Source organism: Nonomuraea sp. NPDC003709 (assembly GCF_040610775.1).
GTDB classification, from domain to species: domain Bacteria; phylum Actinomycetota; class Actinomycetes; order Streptosporangiales; family Streptosporangiaceae; genus Nonomuraea; species Nonomuraea angiospora_A.
Map to the genome: position 1 here is coordinate 1 of NZ_JBEXMW010000006.1, position 20,075 is coordinate 20,075.

The following is a 20,075-nucleotide window of genomic DNA, read 5'->3' on the forward strand; positions in this document are numbered from 1 at the left end:
GCCCAGTGAACGTCTCCACCCACAAAGGATCAGCCCGTAACACCCCACTCATACACAGAAGATGCCCGCTCAACTACTTTCTGCAACACCCTTTAGCGCCGAGGGCTACGGCCTCGTTGACCGGGCTCGAACCGGCGTCCACCCGGTCCCGAGCCGGGCGCTCTACCACTGAGCTACAACGAGGTCCGGCCATCGCCGACCGGGCTCGAACCGGCGTCCACCTGGTTGAAGAGCCAGGCGTTCTACCACTGAACTACGGCGTGACCGGCTCCAGTCTCCTAGGCGTCGCCCGGCCCGCGCCACCCCTTTTACGCAGGGTGGTCATTCACCGGCAGGTCGCTGAGCACGACTCCGGACCGCAGCCCGTGCCAGGCGTCGGCGGCGAGCTCCTGCTTGACGGGCCCGCCGCTGAACACTCCGGCCCGGCGCAGCAGCGCCGCCCATACCGGGTCGCCGATGGTCACGCCGTGGACCAGCTCCGGCGTGGGCCGAAACACCGCCGTGGCCCGCGGCGGCGCGGCCGCCGTCCAGCCGGAGGAGGCAGGATCGAGGCCGGCGCGGCGGCAGGCGGACTCGACCTCGGCGCGCGTACAGGATGCGGTGCCGTCGAGCACCGCCCACGGCGGCGGCAGCGTCGCCCACACCTTCGTGTTGGGATCGACGTCGCCGCCGGAGGCGCGGTGCCAGGCGGCCAGGTCGGCGGCCATCAGCCGCATCACCTTGCCGGGACATGCCGCGTCCAGCAGGTCGAGGGCGTTCAGTGCGGTCAGGCAAGACAGCCAGCCCGCGCGGGCGGCGTTGTATGCGACGGCCAGGTTGTTCCAGGTGGTGGAGTCGTGGCCGCGCCGGACGATCATCGTCTCCCGGTCGGCATCCGGCTGCCAGCGCTCGCGCAGCATGGCCGCGCTGTGCCGCAGGACTGACGACCAGCGGCCGAGCAACAGGCCCCGCTCCTGCTCGCTCAGGTGCTCCAGCACGTCCGGGCTGGTACGCACCTGCGCGATCATCCACCAGTCGGAGCGGCTCGTACACCGATCCAGCAACAGCGAAGCGATCTCGTCGAACGGGTTGTCCCGCCCGGCCAGGCTGAGCTCCCTGCGCAGCTTGCGGCGAGCGGTGTAGTACGCCACAAAGCAGGCGGCATCGACGTCCGCGGCGAACCGCTTCACCGGCACCTCCGCCGCGAACCCGGTGACCCCGACCATGAGCAGGTGCCGCTTGTCCTGCTCGACGGCCAGCGTCCCGGCCTTGGCCGCGACCCTGCGCAGCATCCGGAAGCGCCGGTTGTACTGCCGCTTGGAGAGGTCCATCCCGGCCGCGTCGCGGGCCTGCCGGTTGAACCGGTCGGCCAGGAAGTCGCTGCGCTCGGGCGCCCATCGGATCGAGCGCCCCACGTCCGCGGCGAACTCCAGCAACGACTCCGGATCGTCCGGATCCACCTCCGCCGACCGCCCGAACAGCCGGGTGGCCGCCGCCACCTGCCGTGCCCCGCCCACCGGGCGGGCGTAGTCGGCCGACATGGAGGAGAACCACGCCGCGCCTCGCGAGGAGTGCTTGGCCGCGCGTTCCAGCACCACCCGCTCGCGCCGGGTCAGCCGCCCCTCCAGCGCCTGCAGCACCAGGTCGGCGACATCTTCCGGACGGTAGCGGCGATCCAGCGAGCCGTGCAACTCGATCATGATCTCGCGATGGGAGCGCGGCCGCGGGTTGCGGTTCCTCATGGGCTCCATCATTGCCAGATCCGGCGCGGCGATCGACTGGTTTATCCCGGTCCGACCCGCGACACGGCACTCCTACTCGACGGCGCGCAGGTACATGGGGAGCTCCTGGTGGCCGTTGCTGATGAGCGTGGGTCCTCGGCCGGTGCCGCGAGTGACGTGGCGGGGAAGCTTTCGAAGAGCCGGCGCAGGACCTCCGCGACTTCGAGGCGGGCCAAGGGAGCGCAAGTGCACGCCATACCCGAACGTCAGGTGGTCCCTCACCTTGCGGGTGACGTCGAAGGCGTCGGCGCGGCGAGGATGGGTTCGCCCGCGGTGATGACCTGTCCGTCGGGCAGCTTGAGGTCGGTCACGGCGAAGCGCAGCGGCAGGTACTTGATGGCGGGCTCGGCGCGAAGGGTTCCTCCACCGCGTCCTCCCAGGCGACCTGCCCGGAGCGGACGAGATCGAGCTGGTCGGGGGACGTCAGCATGGCGAAGATGGCCTGGTCGATGACATTGACGGTCGTTTCGTACCCGGCGTTGATCATGAGGATCATCGTGTGGCCGATCACGGCGATGGGCACGGATAGGCCAGTCGCTCGCGCAGATTCACCACCTGGCCGGGAGGCGCCGTGGCAAGATCGTCGATCAACTCGGTAACCAGGGATCGGATGGTCGGCTTCAGCTCGGCGACGCGGCGCGCGCGCTGAAGGCGGGGGCGACCATCCGCCGTAACCTGCGTGGTCGGCGCCGTACGCGGTGAGCATGGGCGCGCTATGAAGGGCTGTCTCGACCGCATCGCCCGCCTCATGGCAGGCAAGCACCCGTCCGGCCGCGACCCCAAGGGGAAGCCGGACCTGGCCGCGCTCGCCATCACCGGGGAGACGGTGCACTGGCATCTGCTGCGGCCCGAGCACACCCAGCACATCCGCTCCCTGATCGTCGCCCCACCGTCCAACGCGGCGACCGCGCCATCCCACAGGCCCGGCTGGAAGCCCTGTTCACCGACAACCGCCACGCCCTGCGCGAGCGGGTGCTGTGGCGGCTGCTGTATGAGACGGCCGCACGCGCAGAAGAGATCCTCACACCGAACGTCGAAGACCTCGACCTGGAGTTCCGCCGCGCCCGCGTCACCTCTAAGGGCGGCGCCCTCGAGTACGTGCACTTGGCCACCGCCCGGCTGCTGCCCCGCCTGCTGGCCGGCCGCACGGCCGGGCCGGTCTTCCTGGCCGACCGCCGCGCTCCTGCCTCGGACCCCGCGCGCCCGCGGCCTCCGACATCTGCCCGATCACCCGACGCGGACGCCTGCCCTACCCCCGCGCCCAGCACCTGTTCAAAACCGCCTCCGCTCAACTCGACCCCCACGGCCAAGGGTGGACACTGCACCAGCTCCGCCACAGCGCACTGCAGCATCTGGCTCAGGCCGGGCGCACCGCCCCCGAACTGCAGGCCCATCGCCATCTCAGGCCCGATATGCCGCCCGCCATGCCCGATGGGCTCTTAGCCCTTAGTGCGATGACCAGCACGCTTCTTGTTGGACGTGCTACGTCCAAGGGTGCTCCCCACCGTTCGGCTAGGAGACACCTTGGCACGATTTGAGTGGTTCGCCCTCCTCAGACCGTCCGATTCCAATCGGTCGACGCGATTCGCGAATCTGGCGGAGAACAGCACGGCTACAGCCCTCAAGATCGCTGGACGCTCCTCTGGGCGAGTCCCTCGCAGCGCCAGCCACACCACAACTACCCGGGTCAGGCCCGCGACTATCCCTGCGGCGGCCAGGAGCGCCATGCCGCTAGGGACGAGATTGCCCACTTCAACAAGATCCCTTCGCCTCTCTCCTGATCGAGAGAGGCGATCCACATCAGGTCCTCAGCTCGACCAGTGCATGACTGGTTGAACCGAGAACCCTTCGCTGCCGGCACAACGCGGATCTCAGAAGTGGTGGGCGACGACCCCTCTAGCGTCGAACGACAAGGCCCTTCTGCGTTTCCCCTCACCCTCCGGGGCAGGGGCGGAGCGTGCTACTGCCGGTGCAGCCGACTCGACTGGCCCGGCAGAGCCCGCGGCCTTATCCACGAGTTACCCGAACGACCTCACGGCCGCCGACCAGATAGCAACAACCCTACTCGCCTCCGTCCAAGACGCGGGCGTTCGCCGACTCTGAACACTGCCAGCAGCTTGGAACCCTGGTCGCCGTCACGGGCTGCGTTCGGGTCAACTTGGCCTACGTGAAAGAAGAGATCATCGTCCTCTGACCTGGTGGAAGGGTCCTCCAACCCTAGATAACGATTGCTGGATGGTCTTCAGTCGCGGCGGGAGGGAGCTGGGGATTACGGGCTCGGACGGTGGCCGGAGCTCAGATGGCCGAGGATAAGGCGCGCCACTTCGTGCGGGGCCTCCAGGTGCATGTCGTGGCCGGTGGCCAGCTCGGCGAGGCAGAGCAGCGGAGTCTGCGCGGCGGCCGTCCTCAGTTCGCGAGCGAAGCCCCGGACGTAGGCGTCGAAGGCCACCGAGACGGCCGGGGGCAACATCGCACTCAGATCCGAGCCGCTGGAGGAAACGACGAGGAGGCGACAGCGGGCCGCCCGGTAGACGGCGACGAGGTCAAGCGCGTCCATCTGCGCGACGAAGTGGGTCATTCCCGGATCGCCCGCCGTCTGTTCGGCCAGGAACGCGCGCATTGTGCGCTCGGCACCGACCGGGTCGACTCCATCGAAGGGCCCGGTGGGATTGGTATGCCCGTCCAGATTGACCGCGAGCGGGCACTCGGGATGCACTGAAGCCCACAGGGCCGCGACGATGCCGCCCAGCGAGTGCCCGACCACGGCAGGATGCTCCAAACCATGGTCGTTGATCGCCTCACCCACAGACTCGACGGCTCCAGCCCAAGACCACGAGCCTAGATCCGGCAACTCGACCGCCACCGTGCGTAGCCCCGCTGCCTCCAACAACGGCGCAGCGAGCCGCCAGTCCGTGGACCTCCGCCCACCGCCGGGCAAGAGAAGAATCTCCATCATCGTGGCACTCTCCCGGCCCGGCGGCCGCCCCTGCAACCCGATTCCGCCTCTCGGCTGCCGCCGGCCGTGATGGAGTGGCGACAGGTATTACGTCCCCGATCCGTGGTCGAGGAGGCGGGCTTCAAGGTCGGCGATTCGCCGCTCTTGGAAACGGACATTGGAGCGAGCGGCCTTGAGCCGTTCGTCGAGGACCCGGTTGCCGGCGGTGAGCTGAGCGTGCGGGTGACGGAGCTGGAACGCCGACAGAAGCGCAACTCCGGCAACTCCTCGGTACCGCCTCCCAACGGCCCCGATGGGTCCCTGATTTCGGATGATGTACGGGCGAAGCCCGTGCCCTTGTGATCTTCTGAACGAGATTCTCTCTCAATCCGACGCCCTTTACAAAGTAGATTTCCTAGAAGGCGGAAGCGGGCGGCTTGTGCCGCCCGCTTCCGCAAACACCTCATAAGGAACGGGCTTCGCCCGTACGTCTTAACCCCACCCGAGCCCCACCGCCGAACAACCCACCAACGCGGACGTCCTCGCCGCAGGCCCACGCCATGGTTCAGCGCGTTACCCCGCCGCGCCGCCGAGGCCCTGCTGCGACAGGTCAGCCGAAGCAACTTGAAGGTCCTGCTGGAGTCCTCAGCGAGCGCCGACCCGTCGACGGGGGCATCCTGGACGGACCGCTCCGCGGAAAACCGGACGCCCGCTCACCTGAGCAGCGCCGACGCCGACAGCTTCGCGATCGTCGCGCCGGAGCGCCGCTCCGGCAGGTGGCCTCGGGTGACGCCCATCATCAGCGCGGCCAGTCCTCAGGGCGGCAGCCGCGGCCCCGCCTGCTGCGATCATCTGAGGGTGGCAAGCCTGGCGGAGCAGGGGAAACTGCGTCGGCCAGGGGAAAGGCAAAGGTCAGGCGGCGCTTCGGCCGTCCTGCGGAGCAGACGCTCGAGGTCGTACTCCTCGCGTCTGGCGCGCTCGACGAAGTCCTTCCACACGTTGGCCGGGAACTCCAGAGGCGGGTCCGACGACTCGGTGTCAGCCAGACGCTCTATCTGACCTACGCCGGCAGCGGGGCCGGCCTGTTCGACGTGGACGACTTCACCCTGGTCAAGGGGGGCTCGCCGGCGGACCGGACCGGGCCGGTGAAGGGGCTGGCGGGCAAGTGCCTGGATGTGGCGGGCGCTTCGTCGGCTGACGGTACGCAGGTGCAGGTGTACTCGTGCAACGGTACGGGTGCACAGGCGTGGACGGTGAGCGGGCAGGTGTTCAAGGCGTTGGGCAAGTGTCTGGATGTGGCGGGGGCGGGGACGGCCGACGCCACTCCGGTGCATATCTGGGACTGCTACGGCGGCGCCAACCAGAAGTGGGTACTTCCATGACCGCTGGCCGTGCGCAGCTTCGACGCGGCGTTCCCCGGCATCGTGCAGAGCAAGGCGGGCGACGGTAGCCGACGTGGCGGTCATGGATGGACGACGAGGTCTCCGGTAGCCGGTTTGCCGGGGACCTCGTGGCCGGTGTCGTGCTGACGCGGCGGCATGACGTCACCGACGGGCAGTAGGCTGGAGCCGCTGGTTCCCGCCGTCTCGGGCCATCACATGCCCGCCGCTGCCGTGGATCACTCCCGTGCTCTACGCACGCAGCTTGACCACATATCGGTAGCGATCCCCGCGAGCCGCCGAGCGCGTGTACTCCACCGGTCTGCCCGCCCGGTCGTACGTCCATCTCCTGATGACGATCAGCGGACTGCCGAGCGGGACGCCGAGCACGCGGGACTCCCGCTCGTCGGCGGCCTCCGCGTGGATGCTCTCCGTGGCCTCGGCGACCTTGGTGTCGAGGTCCTCGGCGAGCGAGGCGTAGAGCGACTGGCGCCGCGCCAGTGCCTCGGGGTCGATGCGGGAGCCGATGCGGTCGGGAAGCCAGGAGTCGAGCAGCGCGAAGGGCGAGCCCGAGCCGGTCCGCACCCTGCGGACCAGCCAGACGACCTCGGAGGGCAGGAAACCGAGTATCTCCAGCGGAGGGCTCGGGTCGCGGTGGACCTCGACCCCGCTGATGCCCGGTTCCAGCCCCAGGTCGCGCAGCAGTGTGGTGAAGCTGCGCAGGCTGCCGAGCGAGTGGCTGATGCCGATCTCCGCGTTGACGTAGCTGCCCGAGCCTCGGCGCCGGGTGATGAGGTTGGCCGCGGCCAGGCGGTCGAGCGCCACGCGCACCGTGTTCCTGCTGACGCCGTACTCGTCGGTGAGCGCACCCTCGGACGGCAGCCGCTCCCCGGGTTTGTACCGGCCTTCCAGGATCCGTGTACGCAGCGAATCAGCAACGATCTCGTGCGCATGGCGCTTGGTCATGCGGGCCCATCTCCCCTCGCTCGCGAAGCCTGCGCAGACCGAGGTACCAGTGAACGGTTAACGAGCACAACATATACCAACAGGATTCGGATTTGTACCTACAACTCTTGACAGTGTTCGGTACTGATTCCTAGCCTGTTCGACACAGGCGGCACGGGGCGCGCCTTTGGACCTGTCAGTCGTCTCGTCGGGATGCGTTATGCGAAACATCAGAGCCGGGCTCGTAGCAGCCCTGACAGCGGCCGCGCTGGCGGCCTGTTCGACCGTGGGAGGTGCGGCAGGGCCCAGCGCCGCGTCCAGCGGCGGCGGTGGCGGCGGTACGAAGGTCGCCTTCGTCTCCCAGGTGGAGGGCGTCCCCTACTTCTCCGCCTTCAAGCACGGCGCGGAGCAGACGGCGCAGTCGCTCGGCATGTCGTACACCCAGGCCGGACCGGCCACCGCCGACGCGACGGAGCAGGTCCGCATCTTCAACAGCCTCGTTCAGCAGGGCTACGCGGCGATCGCGGTGTCCCCGCTCGACCCCCGTTCGATGAACCCCGCCATCGCGGCGGCGCGGCAGAAGGGCATCGTCGTGGTCACCGCCGACGCCGACGCTCCCGACAGCCAGCGCCAGCTCTTCGTGCAGCAGGCCACCGACGCCGCGCTCGGATCGACGGTCATGGACGAGATCGCCAAGGCGATGGGCGGCAAGGGCAAATACGGCATCGTGTCCGGGGCCGCCGACACGCAGACCTTCAACAGCTGGGTGGCGCAGGCGCGCAAGCGGCAGGAGTCGGCCTACCCGGACCTCCAGCTCGTGGGCGGCGTGCGCTACACCACCGACACCGCGCAGGCGCTCAAGGAGGCGCAGGACCTCATGACCGCGTACCCCGACCTCAAGGGGATCATCGCGGTGCCCTCGACGGCGGTGCCCGGCGTGGCGCAGGCCGTGCAGAACGCCGGCAAGGCCGGCCAGGTCGCGGTCTCCGGCTTCGGCTCACCCAAGACGGCGCGCACGTTCGTGGAGTCGGGCTCGATGACCTCCACCGTCCTGTGGGACGTGCCGACGCTGGGAAACCTGACCGTCTGGGCGATGAAGCAGCTCCTGGACGGCAAGGAGATCGCCCCTGAGTCGTCCGTGCCGGGCCTGCAGCAGCCGGTGAAGTACGAAGCAGGCAGCAAGACCCTGGTGCTGGGCCCGCCGATGGTCTTCACCAAGTCGAACATCGCGAAGTTCGATTACTAGGAGCGACGTGCGGACCATCCTCTCGGTCTCCGGCCTGTCCAAGAGCTTCGGAGCCACCGCGGCCCTCACCGACGTCGGCTTCACGCTCGGGGCGGGGGAGCGGCTGGCCGTGCTCGGCGAGAACGGCGCCGGCAAGTCCACTCTGATCAAGCTCATCGCCGGCGTGCACCGCCCGGACGCCGGCGAGATGACCCTGGACGGCGCGCCGCACCGGCCCGCCTCACCCGGCGACGCGCTGGCCGCGGGCGTCAGCATCGTCTACCAGGAGCCGTCGTTCTTCCCGCGCCTGTCCGTGCTGGAGAACCTCTTCGTCGGCCGCGAGCCCCGCGACCGCCTCGGCCAGGTCGACTGGCGCGGGATGCGCAGGCGCGGCGAAGAGCTGTTCAAGCGGCTCGACGTGCCCGTGGCGCTGCTCAGCCGCCGCATGGACGCGCTGAGCCTTGCCGAGCAGCAGCTCGCCCTGATCGCCAGGGCCGTCGACGTCGAGGCCAAGGTGCTGATCCTGGACGAGCCCACCTCGATACTCACCGACGCCGAGGTCCGCCGGCTCTTCCGCATCGTCGAGCGGCTGTCGGAAGCCGGCGTGGGCATCCTGTACATCACCCACCGCTTCGAGGAGCTGGCGCACGTCGCGGACCGGTTCATCGTGCTGAAGGACGGCCGGCTCGCCGGCGACCTGCCCGCCGCGGCTGCGGACCACGACACGATTCTGGAGCTGATGTCCGGCAGGCCGGTCAACGCCACGATCAGCCGGTCGGCCCCCGATCCGGGCCCCGTCGTGCTGGAGGCCGACGGGATCACAGTGCCCGGCACGCTGTCCGACGTAAGCCTGACCGTGCGCGCGGGCGAGGTCGTCGGCCTGTACGGCCTCGTCGGCGCGGGACGTACCGAGCTGGCGCTGACTGTCTTCGGCATGCTGCGGCCCAGCGCGGGATCGATGCGCGTGGAGGGCCGGCCGTACGCTCCGCGAAGCCCGCGCGACGCCATGGCGCACGGGATCGCCTACCTTCCGGAGGACCGCAAGACGCTGGGCATCTTCCCCGGCATGGACACGCTGAGCAACCTCACGGCCGCCCGGCTGCCCGCCCTGCTGGGCAGGCTCGGCGTCATCCGCCGCGCCCAGGAGCGCGAGCTCGCCGGCGGCTGGGTCCGCAGCCTGCGCATCAAGGCCCCGGCGCTGAGCTTCCCCGTCACCGGGCTGTCCGGCGGACACCAGCAGAAGGTGCTGTTCGCCCGGCAGCTCGCCACCGAGCCCAGGATCCTCATCCTGGACGAGCCGACCCGCGGCATCGACGTGGCCACCAAGACCGACATCCAGCAGCGGCTGGTGGAGGTGGCCCGCGGCGGCACGGCGGTGCTGGTCATCTCCAGCGAGCTACCGGAGCTGCTGGCCGTCTCCGACCGGGTCTACGTCATGCGCGAGGGCCGGATGGCCGCCGAGCTGAGCGGCCAGGACCTGACCGAGGACGGCGTGCTGCGCGCCACCATGGGGGTGAGCAGGTGACCACGACCACCCTCTCCCCCGCGGCTGCCCCCTCGACCCGGGCACTGACCCTGCTGCGCGACGCGCTGCTGCCCATCCTCCTCGTCGCCGAAGTGATCTTCTTCGGCCTCGCCGCCCCCGACTTCCTGTCCGGCGCGAACCTCGCCAACGTGGTCATCAACTCGGCCGACCTCGCACTGCTGGCGGCGGGCATGACGCTGGTCGTGCTGCTGGCGGGGATCGACGTGTCGGTCGGCCCGATGCTGGGCGTGGTCGCCTGGGTCGGCGCCAGCCTGTTCGTCTCCGGGCTGCCGCCGCTGCTCGTGGCGCTGGTCTCGGTGCTGCTCGGCGGCGCGCTCGGCGCCGTCAACGCCGGGCTGATCGTCGGCGGGCGGATCTCCCCGATCATCGCCACCCTCGGCACGGCCGCCGTCTTCAAGACCGTGCTCTTCCTCCTGTGGGACAGCACCGACGTCTTCGCCGGCCCCGTCGTGACCCTGCTCGGGCCCGCCCGGGCCGGCGGCGTCCCCCTGGTGGGCCTGGTCGTCCTGGCGGTGTTCGGGATCTTCACCTACGTCCTGCGGCGCCGCGTGTTCGGCCGGCGGCTGTTCGCCATCGGCAACGACGCGGAGGGCGCCCGGCTGCTCGGCGTCCCCGTCGCCCGCACCTCGTTCGCCGCGTACGTGCTCGTCGGAGCGCTCGTCGGCGTCGCGGCGCTGATCTACGTGGGCAGGGTGGGCGTCGTCCAGGCCACGGCCGGCCAGGAGCTGACCCTGTCCGCCATCGCCGCCGTGGTCATCGGCGGCACCAGCATCCTGGGCGGCGAGGGCGGCGTGCTGCGCACACTCGGCGGCCTGGTCTTCATCGCGCTGCTGCAGAACGGCGTCGTGCTGATGGGCGTGCCGCCGCTGTGGAACGGCGTGCTCGTGGGGGTGGCGGTCGCCCTCGCGGTGGCCTTCGACGTCCTGACCCGGCGCACCCTCGACAAGCGGATCGGAGCGCGGAAATGACAACGGAAGCCCTGACCAGGCGATCGGTCCGGGATCGCGTGGGCGACCGCAGGGTGTTCCTCGCCGTGCTCGTCGTCGCGCTCGGCGTGGTGATGAGCCTGCTGTCGCCGTACTTCCTGCAGATAGGCAATCTCCTGGCGATGACGCAGTACGGCGCGGTCATCGGCCTGCTGGCGCTCGGCCAGGCCTTCGTCATCCTCGGCGGCCGGGGCGGCATCGACCTGTCCGTCGGGTCCGTGCTGAGCCTGTCCGGGATTGTCATGGGGCTGCTCGCCCAGAACCTCGGGCTCAGCCCGTGGCTGGCGGCGGTGGCGGCCGTGGTCTTCGGCGCGCTGCTCGGCTCGGTCAACGGCGTCCTGGTCGCCAGGCTGGGCCTGCCGCCGCTGATCGTCACGCTGAGCACGCTCTTCCTGTACGGCGCACTCGCCCAGGTGCTGACCGAGGGCGGCCAGCTCGCCGGGTTCGAGCGGGAGGGCTTCGCGGCGCTCGGGCAGAGCGCGATCCTCGGCGTACCCACCCAGGTCCTGCTGATCCTGGCGCCGATGTTCGCGCTGGGGATCTGGGCGCAGAACCGCACCGCGTTCGGCCGCCGCCTGCACCAGGCCGGCACCAGCGACAGGGCCGCCGGCCTGGCCGGGATCGACGTGAACCGGCTCCGGTTCCGCCTCTACTGCCTGTCCGGCGCGCTGGCCGCGCTCGGCGCCGTCGTGACGAACGCCTGGCTGCTCACCGCCCGGCCCAGCGCGGGCACCGGCATGGAACTCCAGGCGATCACCATCGCCGTGCTCGGCGGCATCGACATCTTCGGCGGGCGCGGCCACCTCAGCGGCGTCCTGCTGGCGCTCGCCGTCGTGGTGGTCCTGTCCTGGGGGCTGCAGCTGGCCCAGGTCGGCAACTCCGTACAGACCGGCATCCTCGGCCTGGTCCTCATCGGCGCGGCCCTGCTGAACAACCTGATCAGCAGGAAGGTCGCCGGATGACCGGCGCGACTGCCCCGGCCCTCGACGTGCTGGCGGTGGGAGACGCCAGCGTCGACTACTTCGTACGGGTGCCGCACATCGCGACGGCCGACGACAAGGCGATCGGGCGGCTGGTGGGCGTGTACGGCGGCGGCATGAGCGCCAACCTGGCCGCCGCCGCGAGGTTCGCCGGAGCGCGCGCCGCCCTGGCCACCGCAGTCGGCTCCGACGAACCAGGCCGCCAGGCCCTGGACCGGCTCGCGGCCCAGGGGGTGGACGTCTCCGCCAGCATCACCGTCCCCGGCGGGCACACCTGGTTCTGCGTGATCCAGCTCGACCGCAGCGGGGAGAAGTCGCTCGTGGGCGCCGTGACCGAGGTGAAGATCCCCGCCGCAGACCAGATCTCCGACGACCTGCTGCGCACCGCGCGAGTCGTCGCCCCGCTCGCGGACGACCTGGACTGGGCGATCGGCCTGGCCGCGCGCGCCCGCGCGAACGGCGCGAAGGTGGCCGTGGACCTGGAGCCCGACGCTGTCGCCGGGCGCTGGGACCAGGTGCGGACCCTCGCCCGCCACAGCGACCTCGTCTTCTGCAACCAGGGGGCGGTCCAGGTGCTGGCGGACGGCGACCCCGCGCGCTGCGCCGAGCTGCTCATCTCCGTCGGCGCCCGCGTCGTCGTGGTGACCGGCGGGCGGCACGGCGCCGCCTGCCACAGCCGGGAGGAGAGCTGGACCGCGCGCGGGCCGGAGATCGACGTCGTGGACACCACCGGCGCGGGCGACGCGCTGGCCGGGGCGTTCACCGGGTCCTGGATCCTCGGCCGCTCCCTCGCCGACAGCCTGCGCGCCGGCGTCGCCGCCGCCTCCCTCTGCGTCAGCCACCTCGGCTCACGTTCCTACCTCGATGCCGGCACCGGTATCGAGACCTACGCGCGGAACGTCACCCTCGACCCCGCGCCCCGTCTACAAGGAATCTGATGACCCCACTTCTGGACCGCATCCACGGCAGCCTGGCCGCCGCCTGCATCGCCGACGCGCTCGGTGCCCCCACCGAGGAACGCTCCATCCCGGAGATCCGGCAGCTGTTCGGCCGGCGTGTGGAGAGCTTCCACGCGCCGCTGCCCGACGCGCCGTACGCGGTCGGGCGCGGACCGGCGCAGATCACCGACGACTCCAGCCAGATGCTGCTGCTGGCCGAGGCGTTCATCGCCCATGGCGGCGAGGTGTCCCCCGAGGTCATGGCCGAGCTGCTCATCGGCTGGTCCGGCAACCCCGACTACTTCCCCCACTTCGCCGGCCCCACCACGCGCCGGGCCATCGAACGCCTCAAGGCCGGTGACGACCCCTGGGAGGTGGGCAGGGCCGGGCGCATCATGAGCGAGGGCGCCAGCAACGGCGGCGCCATGCGGGTCGCGCCCGCCGGCCTGGTGCATCCCGGCGACGTCGAGGGCGCCGTCCGCGCCGCGCACCTGACGTGCGTGCCCAGCCACCACACGAACATCGGCGTCGCCGGCGCCGCGGCCATCGCCGCCGCCACCGCGGCCGCCTGCGTGGACGGCGCCGACCTGTTCGAGGTCGTACGGGCGGCACGGTACGGCGCCGAGCTGGGCGAGCGGTTGGGGTCCGAGCAGGGCAGGCACGTCCCGGGTCCCTCGGTCGCCCAGCGGATCGACCTCGCTGTCACGCTCGCCGTCCAGTCCCGCGACCTGGACGACGCCATCGAGCGGATCGCCGCCGTCATCGGCACCGGCCTGCCCGCCGCCGAGGCGTGCCCGGCGGCCATCGGGCTGCTGGTGGCGGCGGGCGGCGACCCGTTCCAGACGGCGGTCGCGGCGGCCACCGCGGGAGGCGACTCCGACACGGTCGGCTGCATGGCGGCGGCCGTCGCGGGCGCGCTCCACGGCATCACCGCGCTCCCCGCGGAGGCGGTCGCCCGGGTGGAGCAGGCCAACAACCTGAACCTGGCCGACGTAGCGTCCCGCCTGGCCGCCGTCGCCCACCCGGCGCCCGCTCCGGTCGGGGGCTGACGCGCGCGTCGGAGGCGGCCGAGGGGTTCGGCCGCCGCCTGGCTCACGTACCAGCGCTGTGCGGTGACCATCGATAATCCTCGAATGCTGCGATTACTGGCAATGCTCGTGACGGTGACCATGCTCGCCGGCGGCGACCACCTCCTCCATAGACGGCTCACATTCGACGACTACGCCGCCCGTGCCGTCTGGACCTGGCGGACCAGCGGCGCGGCGGAGATCTGGCGCAACGGTTTCGTCCCGACGGAGGACCTGAGCCAGATGCGGCAGAACGTGGAGGAGCAGATTTCGAGTGATGAGGAGTACGGCTTCGCCGTGGCCGGCCCGCTCCCGGCGACCCCGAAGGAGGCGCGAATCCGCTGGGACGACGGCTCCGGCATGCGAGTCCCCGTGATCAGTGCACGCCAGGCGCTGATCACGCTGTCCCCCTACGAGCAGGAAGCCGCGGTCCAGGACGATCGCGCGTACAAGCTGACCGCTGCCACCTTCACGACCATGCGGCTGCGGACCCTGCGCGGTCTGGCGACCGTCCCGGCGTGGCGGCTGTACTTCTCGAACTTGCCCGGCCCGATCGATCACCTTGCGGTGGACCAGGCCACGCTCGGCACCGTCGAGGACGCCGTCGGCGACCACCTGTCCCCCGACGTCAGAGGCTTCGAGGTGCTCGACGAGCGCACGCTGCGGGTGACCTACCAGTACGGTGCCTGCAGCAGCCAAGAGATGCCGACCGTCCGCCTGCGGGCCGATCAGTGGCCCGACGTCGTGGTCCTCGGAATCGAGGTCCACGAGCGCGTCCCCGGCGGCATCTGCGCGGGTGTCGGAGCAACCGGCGAGGGCGTCGTCCGGCTCAGGGAGCCGCTGGGCGGTCGAGTAGTGCTGGATGCGCAGAGCCGGCTTCCCGTCTGCCTCCATTGGTCGGCCCCCTGCCGGGCCGGACAACCTACGGGCACATCCTGGCACGGGCCGCGGCCGTCCGGGCCCTCTCCCAGAGTGGTCTCAGCGGGCATTTGATTTGAGTAGTTCGCGGCTTATGTCCTAAATAAGTGCGCGTACGCCGACACGTAAATCCGAGGTACAGAGCAGCTGGTTACGATCGCCGCATAAAGTAGGTGGCACACCGCACCGTCGGCAAATTGGTGTAGGTGCTGGTCGTCGAGTGGCCAATCAATGCGGGGAGAAACGTGTCATTCAAATATTATCTCTACATCAGCGACGCCAAGATCGACATGCTCTTATCGCAGATCGACCCGGGAGCCGGCCACAAACGAGGGACCGAACTCGGTGTCGACCTCAAGATGCTGAAGGTCAAGCGGACCTACGAACCGAGTGCCGGTGACCGTATTGCGCGACTCGAACTCGTCGTACGACACCTGCTGGACCATGGTGACGTCGGCTCGGTGGAAGAACCGGGACAGTTCTTCTGGGGGCTGCTCCCGATGCGGTGGGGACCGTTTCCGGTCGAGACCGGCTCGTCGCTGGTGTTCTTCGGCGGGCAGACCGAAGAGACGACCGTGGGCCTCGGCGGTTCCGTCAAACACGTGCTCGGATCGGTGCCGGACGCGGCCGACCACGGCATTGGCCGCTCGCTCATGCCACCGATGCTGGACGCGCTCGGCGTGTCGTCCGACCTTGAGGACGAGTATGTCGCCGACGCGGTCGACGGCGACCTCGACCGGGCCGACAGTGCTGCTCTCGCCAAGGCGTACGAGGCGGTCACGAGCCTGCGCCGGCCGGCGCAGAACGTCGAGTTCGTGGCGAAACGCCTGCTTCACGGCAAGGACCCGCGCTCAGGAGAGTCCGTGCTGCTCGGCTCACCGGTCTACGTCGCGCTGGTGGACTGAATCCACATGGCCGTCGGGCGCAGGTGGCGGGTGGGCGAGGTCATGCTGGACCTGTACGAGGTCCGGGAGGTGGTCCGCAGCGGGGGCATGGGGCTGGTCTACCGGGTGCACCACGGCGGCTGGAACGTCGAGCTCGCTGTCAAGACGCCACGGCCGGCGCTGCTCCGATCGCCGGACAGCTGGTCGGACTTCGAGCGGGAGGCCGAATCCTGGGTCGGACTCGGGCTGCACCCGCACACGGTGAACTGTGCGTACGTGCGAAGGGTCGGCGACATCCCAGCGGTCTTCGCCGAATGGGTCGACGGCGGCAACCTCGCCGACGCGGTACGGACCGGGCAGCTTTACGACGGCGGACCGCGACGAGCGCTAGGCCGAATCCTGGACATCGCCATCCAACTTGCTTGGGGGCTCGACCACGCGCACGCACACGGACTGGTGCACCAGGACATGAAGCCGGCCAACGCCATGATCACGAGAGAGGGTCTGGCCAAGGTCACGGACTTCGGGCTTGCCAGGGCACGCGCCGCAGCCAATGAGCACGACACCGACCTGACCGGAGCAAGCGTGCCGGCCGGCCACGGCGGACTCACCCCGGAATACTGCTCCCCTGAGCAGGCACGCGGCGCGGGCCTGACCCGTGCCACGGACGTATGGTCATGGGCGCTGACGGTGCTCGAAATGTTCACCGGCCGGCCACCGGCCGCGCATGGCCAGGACGCAGCCGAAGCTCTTGACGGAGCAGTGCGCCAAGGGCCACCGCACAACCGTGTTCCGGCATTGCCGCACGCACTGGCCGGTCTGTTGCGCTCCTGCTTCCAGCCGGAGCCGCCCTCCCGACCGTCACAGATGGACGAGCTGGCGCACACGCTGATCGAGACCTACACGGACCTTCTCGGCGAGACCTATCCACGCAAACGTGCGGAACCTGCCGACCTGATCGCGGACAGCCTGTCCAATCAGGCACTGTCCATGATGGACCTTGGTCATGTCGAGCGGGCGGAGATGTTGTGGGAGAAGGCGTTGCGGGCCGACCCGCAGCATGTCCACGCGATCTACAACCGAGGGCTGCACTTGTGGCGTGCCGGAAAGATCACCGACGCACAGCTCGTGGCCAAGCTCGAAGTGGCCCGCGCCCATGAGCTGACCGAACGATTGCTCACCCAGGTACGTCTGGAACGCGGTGAGGCGGCCTGCTGCTGGGAGATACTCGGAGAAGTAGACGAAGGCGTCGTCCGTGGTGACAGAGTCGCATTGAGCGCGAGTGGCAACCTGGCCGCAGTGGTGACCAGCGAATACTCCAAGAATGCGGAGCGGTGGGAAGGTTCCGTCACAGTATGGGATATCGAAGCCCGACGCCGTCTTGTCGATCGGGCCGGGCACGCCGGGAAGGTCACGGCCGTAGCGTTCACGTCCGATGACCGGCTGATGGTCTCGGCAAGCGAGGACCGGACGGTCCTGGTGTGGGACGTATCCACCGGCCGGCGGCTGCACCGGCTCGACCACGCAAGCGAGGTCAGATCAGTGGCCGCGGCCGGCAACGGTGATCTGGTGGTGTCGGCCGCGGTGGACGGGGCATTGCTGATCTGGGACCTGCGTACGGGACAGCTCCGGCATACCCTGCGGCCGGGGCGGCCTGACACTCGGCACCTCTGGTCCTCGGTGGCCGTGACCGACGACGGCGGCAACGTCATCACATCGGACCACACCACCAACAGATTGCAGGTCTGGGAAACCGCAACCGGCCGCCTGTTGCGTTCGACGACCATCGGCGCGGACGCACCGAACACGGCGACCGGCATGCGGGCCATGCTCTTCGCACCGCTCGTCCAGGTGGCGCCGGCCCTTGGCGGTAAGTTCGCCTTGACCTACCAGGAAGACCACATCGCGCTCCGTGACACCGCGACCGGCCAGTTGGTGCGTGCCATCGCCGCCGACTCGTACTGGCACTCGGCAGCGCTGAGCGGAAACGGGCGATGGGCCTTGTCGTGGGGGCTCGGCGGCGTGCAGTTGTGGGAAACGGACACCGGCCGCTGCCTGCACACCTTGCAGCCGCACACCCCTCAGCGGGTGTCCCTCGCGTTGAGTGCCGACGGCAGAAGGGGCCTGCTGTGTTCCAGCCGAGCCGCCGCCGTCTGGGATCTGCCCGGCCCCGGCCCGACGGCACCGTGGAGCTATGCGCAGCCACGCACCGCAGTCGAGCTCACCCACGGCGACGACCTGGTCAACCGCGCCATCGAACGCGCGCGCGGCTACATTCAGGACGGCCAGCTGGGCAACGCCGCAGCAACCCTACGGGAGGCCCGCGGAATCCCCGGCCACGAGCGCGACCGAGAACTGCTGGACCTGTGGACTGATCTGGGCCGGCAGGGCCGTCGAACCGGCTTGCGCGACGCCTGGCTGGTGCATGAATTCGAGTCCGGCGATGCCTATGCGCTCGGTGCCGCATTCTCGCTCAGCGAGGCCGGCCGCCGGGCACTGATCCGCTCTGCGTTCTGGTCGGTAGACGTGGTGGACCCGGTCGCTGGTGCGCATCGGCACACGTTGGCCTGGAACGGCGACGCCATCAGGGACCTCGCACTGAGCCGGGACGGACTCTTCGCGGTCACCGCAGGGGAAGACAAGGCAGTCCGCGTGTGGGACCTGGAGAACGGACAGCAAAAGTACGTGCTGACCGGACATCGGCGCGAGGTCCTGGCTGTCGCGATCAGCGCGAGCGGCGACTTGATCGCGTCGGGAGCCGTGGATGGAACGGTGAAGGTGTGGGACTCGGCACGGGGCCGTCGGTTGAGGTCGATGCGACCGCATCGCGGGCGTATCACAGCTATCGCGTTGAGCGCTGATGGGCGTTTCGTGCTCACGTCCGATCATGCCGGTGACATTTGCGTCCGCGACATGGCAGCGGATCAATGCCGTCATGTAGTGCCGGACACCGGCAAGGGACTCGACCTGGTGGCGCTCGGGCCCGACAGTCGTACGACCCTCTCCCCCAGCACCGACGGCCAGGCGCTCCGCGTCACCGATCTGGTGACAGGAGACCTCCGGCATCTTCTGCCCGGGCACCCGGCCCAGATCATCTCGGTCGCCATCAGCGCCGACGGCAAACTCGGATTTTCAGGCGGAGATGACAGCACGGTACGCGTATGGGACCTCGTAGCGGGGAAATGCGTGGCCATCCTGACCGGCCATTCGGCTTCGGTCTGGTCACTCGTACCGAGCAGTGACGGCAGGGTCCTGCTGTCGGCAGCCAAGGACGGCACAGTTCGGATCTGGAACCTGGCCGACGGCCACTGCCTTGGCAGGCTGGACAGCCGCAGCCGTGCCGCCCCGTTCATAGCAGCCGATGCCGAGGCCCGCATCGTGATGTCGGGGAGCAGCCTGGGCCTGGGCCTGGGCCTGATACGTGTCTGGGAACTCGACTGGGACTACGAATTCACCCATTGAGCGACAGCGAGGGAGGAGCGGAGCCCGATGATTCTCGCTTGTGGAGGGTGGGCGTGCAAACGTTTCATCTCAGTGTCCGGCATTCGTGGCGGAAACCCGGTGGCACGTCAGGACCAGGAGCACTTCTCGATTCGATTCCAGGTGTGCGTCGACTGTCGCAAGAACTTCTGCGATCGATGCGTTCCGTTCAAACTTCTCCGCAGGGCGCGCTGTCTGCTGTGCGGGGGCCGGCTGATCGACGGCCGGCAGGCGAACCGGGTTTGGGGGACTCCGCTGCCTGGCTTCGTCTTGTACCACGACAAAGGCGTCAGGCTGATTGAGTCCGGGCAGTTCCGCGCGGCACTTGTCGAATTTGACGAAGCAGCGCGACGTCGCTCTGGATACCGGTCCGCGCACTTCCATCGCGGCGTTCTACTCACCCGTCTGGGGCGAGATCAGGAAGCCCTGCTTGCCTTCCAACGAGTGATACAGCTCGATCCGCGCAATGTTGCCGCCCGGTTCGAACTCGGCAAGCTGCTCCGGCAACTGGGCAGACCGGCGGAGGCCGTCCGCGCTTACGATCGTGTTCTCGGGCTGGAGCCACGCTACGCCATGGCGCTGGCGCACAAGGCGATCGCCCTCGCCGATCTTGGACACCTCGACGAGGCATCGGCCGCCTGTGACACCGCGCTGCGGCTGCACACGACGAACGAGGCGGTCGAGGGTACGGCCCATGTTGCCGGCACGGCATACGCCGCACGGGCTGCCGTCTTCCTGAAGCTCGGTCAGCACGACGATGCTCTTGCCGCCATCGACAACTCGCTACAGTACGAACCCGACAACGCGGATTCCTATGATCTGCGGGCGCACATCCTCGATGCGCTCGGGCGCGAAGCGGACGCGCTCCAGGACCGGCGGCAGGCCGGGAAACTTCGCCATTCCCAGTCAGGCTAGTCCCCGGGGCTGAGGCATTCTCGGCCGATGGAACGGTTGCGGAATTTCGAAAACAGGTCGCGGCGGCCCCCTTCACCGAAAGGTAGGCTCCTGCGTTGGTGACGGCACACAGAGCTG

16 protein-coding genes and 2 tRNA genes are annotated in these 20,075 nt (G+C 69.4%); 12 read left to right on the top strand and 6 right to left on the bottom strand.

Going from position 1 to position 20,075, the window contains the following annotated elements:
• Window positions 1-111: 111 nt before the first annotated feature.
• The 5 genes from ABZX61_RS19170 to ABZX61_RS19190 form a co-directional block, all read right to left on the bottom strand.
• Window positions 112-183: transfer RNA gene (locus tag ABZX61_RS19170), tRNA-Pro, on the bottom strand.
• A 6-nt stretch (window positions 184-189) separates the two neighbouring features.
• Window positions 190-263, bottom strand: a tRNA-Lys gene (locus ABZX61_RS19175).
• Between the two features lie 45 nt (window positions 264-308).
• Window positions 309-1,721 carry a hypothetical protein gene (locus tag ABZX61_RS19180; RefSeq protein ID WP_355196147.1) on the bottom strand — a complete coding sequence of 471 codons (1,413 nt, stop codon included), beginning with the start codon at window positions 1,719-1,721 and terminating at the stop codon, window positions 309-311.
• A 346-nt stretch (window positions 1,722-2,067) separates the two neighbouring features.
• On the bottom strand, window positions 2,068-2,283 hold the full coding sequence (locus ABZX61_RS19185; protein WP_355196149.1) for a hypothetical protein: 216 nt from the start codon (window positions 2,281-2,283) through the stop codon (window positions 2,068-2,070).
• Window positions 2,284-4,029: 1,746 nt separating this feature from the next.
• On the bottom strand, window positions 4,030-4,716 hold the full coding sequence (locus ABZX61_RS19190; protein WP_355196151.1) for an alpha/beta hydrolase: 687 nt from the start codon (window positions 4,714-4,716) through the stop codon (window positions 4,030-4,032).
• 102 nt (window positions 4,717-4,818) lie between these two features.
• Here ABZX61_RS19190 and ABZX61_RS19195 point away from each other — a divergent pair, with 102 nt between their 5' ends.
• Both ABZX61_RS19195 and ABZX61_RS19200 read left to right on the top strand, forming a co-directional pair.
• Entirely contained in the window at window positions 4,819-5,058 is a 240-nt protein-coding gene (locus tag ABZX61_RS19195; protein WP_355196153.1) for a hypothetical protein, read from the top strand.
• A 728-nt stretch (window positions 5,059-5,786) separates the two neighbouring features.
• Window positions 5,787-6,077 carry a ricin-type beta-trefoil lectin domain protein gene (locus ABZX61_RS19200; RefSeq protein ID WP_355196155.1) on the top strand — a complete coding sequence of 97 codons (291 nt, stop codon included), beginning with the start codon at window positions 5,787-5,789 and terminating at the stop codon, window positions 6,075-6,077.
• A 249-nt stretch (window positions 6,078-6,326) separates the two neighbouring features.
• On the opposite strand, the gene ABZX61_RS19205 is transcribed toward ABZX61_RS19200, so the two are convergent.
• The gene (locus ABZX61_RS19205) at window positions 6,327-7,040 is read right to left on the bottom strand and encodes a GntR family transcriptional regulator (RefSeq protein ID WP_355196157.1); all 714 of its coding nucleotides are present in this window, start codon (window positions 7,038-7,040) and stop codon (window positions 6,327-6,329) included.
• Window positions 7,041-7,239: 199 nt separating this feature from the next.
• Here ABZX61_RS19205 and ABZX61_RS19210 point away from each other — a divergent pair, with 199 nt between their 5' ends.
• The 10 genes from ABZX61_RS19210 to ABZX61_RS19255 all read left to right on the top strand — a co-directional run bounded on the left by ABZX61_RS19210 (window position 7,240) and on the right by ABZX61_RS19255 (window position 19,958).
• Window positions 7,240-8,265, top strand: a complete 1,026-nt coding sequence (locus tag ABZX61_RS19210; protein ID WP_355196159.1) for an autoinducer 2 ABC transporter substrate-binding protein — start codon at window positions 7,240-7,242, stop codon at window positions 8,263-8,265.
• A gap of 7 nt (window positions 8,266-8,272) precedes the next feature.
• Window positions 8,273-9,769 (top strand): sugar ABC transporter ATP-binding protein, encoded by a 1,497-nt coding sequence (locus ABZX61_RS19215; protein ID WP_355196161.1) that lies wholly within the window; start codon window positions 8,273-8,275, stop codon window positions 9,767-9,769.
• Entirely contained in the window at window positions 9,766-10,758 is a 993-nt protein-coding gene (locus tag ABZX61_RS19220) for an ABC transporter permease (protein WP_355196163.1), read from the top strand. Before ABZX61_RS19215 ends, ABZX61_RS19220 begins: the two co-directional genes overlap by 4 nt.
• The gene (locus tag ABZX61_RS19225) at window positions 10,755-11,738 is read left to right on the top strand and encodes an ABC transporter permease (RefSeq protein ID WP_355196165.1); all 984 of its coding nucleotides are present in this window, start codon (window positions 10,755-10,757) and stop codon (window positions 11,736-11,738) included. Before ABZX61_RS19220 ends, ABZX61_RS19225 begins: the two co-directional genes overlap by 4 nt.
• Entirely contained in the window at window positions 11,735-12,694 is a 960-nt protein-coding gene (locus ABZX61_RS19230; RefSeq protein ID WP_355196167.1) for a carbohydrate kinase family protein, read from the top strand. The genes ABZX61_RS19225 and ABZX61_RS19230 overlap by 4 nt, the downstream gene beginning before the upstream one ends.
• Window positions 12,694-13,743, top strand: a complete 1,050-nt coding sequence (locus ABZX61_RS19235; protein ID WP_355196169.1) for an ADP-ribosylglycohydrolase family protein — start codon at window positions 12,694-12,696, stop codon at window positions 13,741-13,743. The genes ABZX61_RS19230 and ABZX61_RS19235 overlap by 1 nt, the downstream gene beginning before the upstream one ends.
• An 84-nt stretch (window positions 13,744-13,827) precedes the next feature.
• Window positions 13,828-14,754 (top strand): hypothetical protein, encoded by a 927-nt coding sequence (locus tag ABZX61_RS19240; RefSeq protein ID WP_355196171.1) that lies wholly within the window; start codon window positions 13,828-13,830, stop codon window positions 14,752-14,754.
• A gap of 131 nt (window positions 14,755-14,885) precedes the next feature.
• Complete coding sequence (locus ABZX61_RS19245) at window positions 14,886-15,584, top strand: SAVMC3_10250 family protein (protein ID WP_355196173.1); 699 nt, start codon at window positions 14,886-14,888, stop codon at window positions 15,582-15,584.
• Window positions 15,585-15,614: 30 nt separating this feature from the next.
• Window positions 15,615-19,025: a protein kinase gene (locus ABZX61_RS19250; protein WP_355196175.1), complete on the top strand. Its 3,411-nt coding sequence runs from the start codon at window positions 15,615-15,617 to the stop codon at window positions 19,023-19,025.
• A 99-nt stretch (window positions 19,026-19,124) separates the two neighbouring features.
• Window positions 19,125-19,958 carry a tetratricopeptide repeat protein gene (locus tag ABZX61_RS19255; protein ID WP_355196177.1) on the top strand — a complete coding sequence of 278 codons (834 nt, stop codon included), beginning with the start codon at window positions 19,125-19,127 and terminating at the stop codon, window positions 19,956-19,958.
• The last annotated feature ends 117 nt before the right edge of the window (window positions 19,959-20,075 follow it).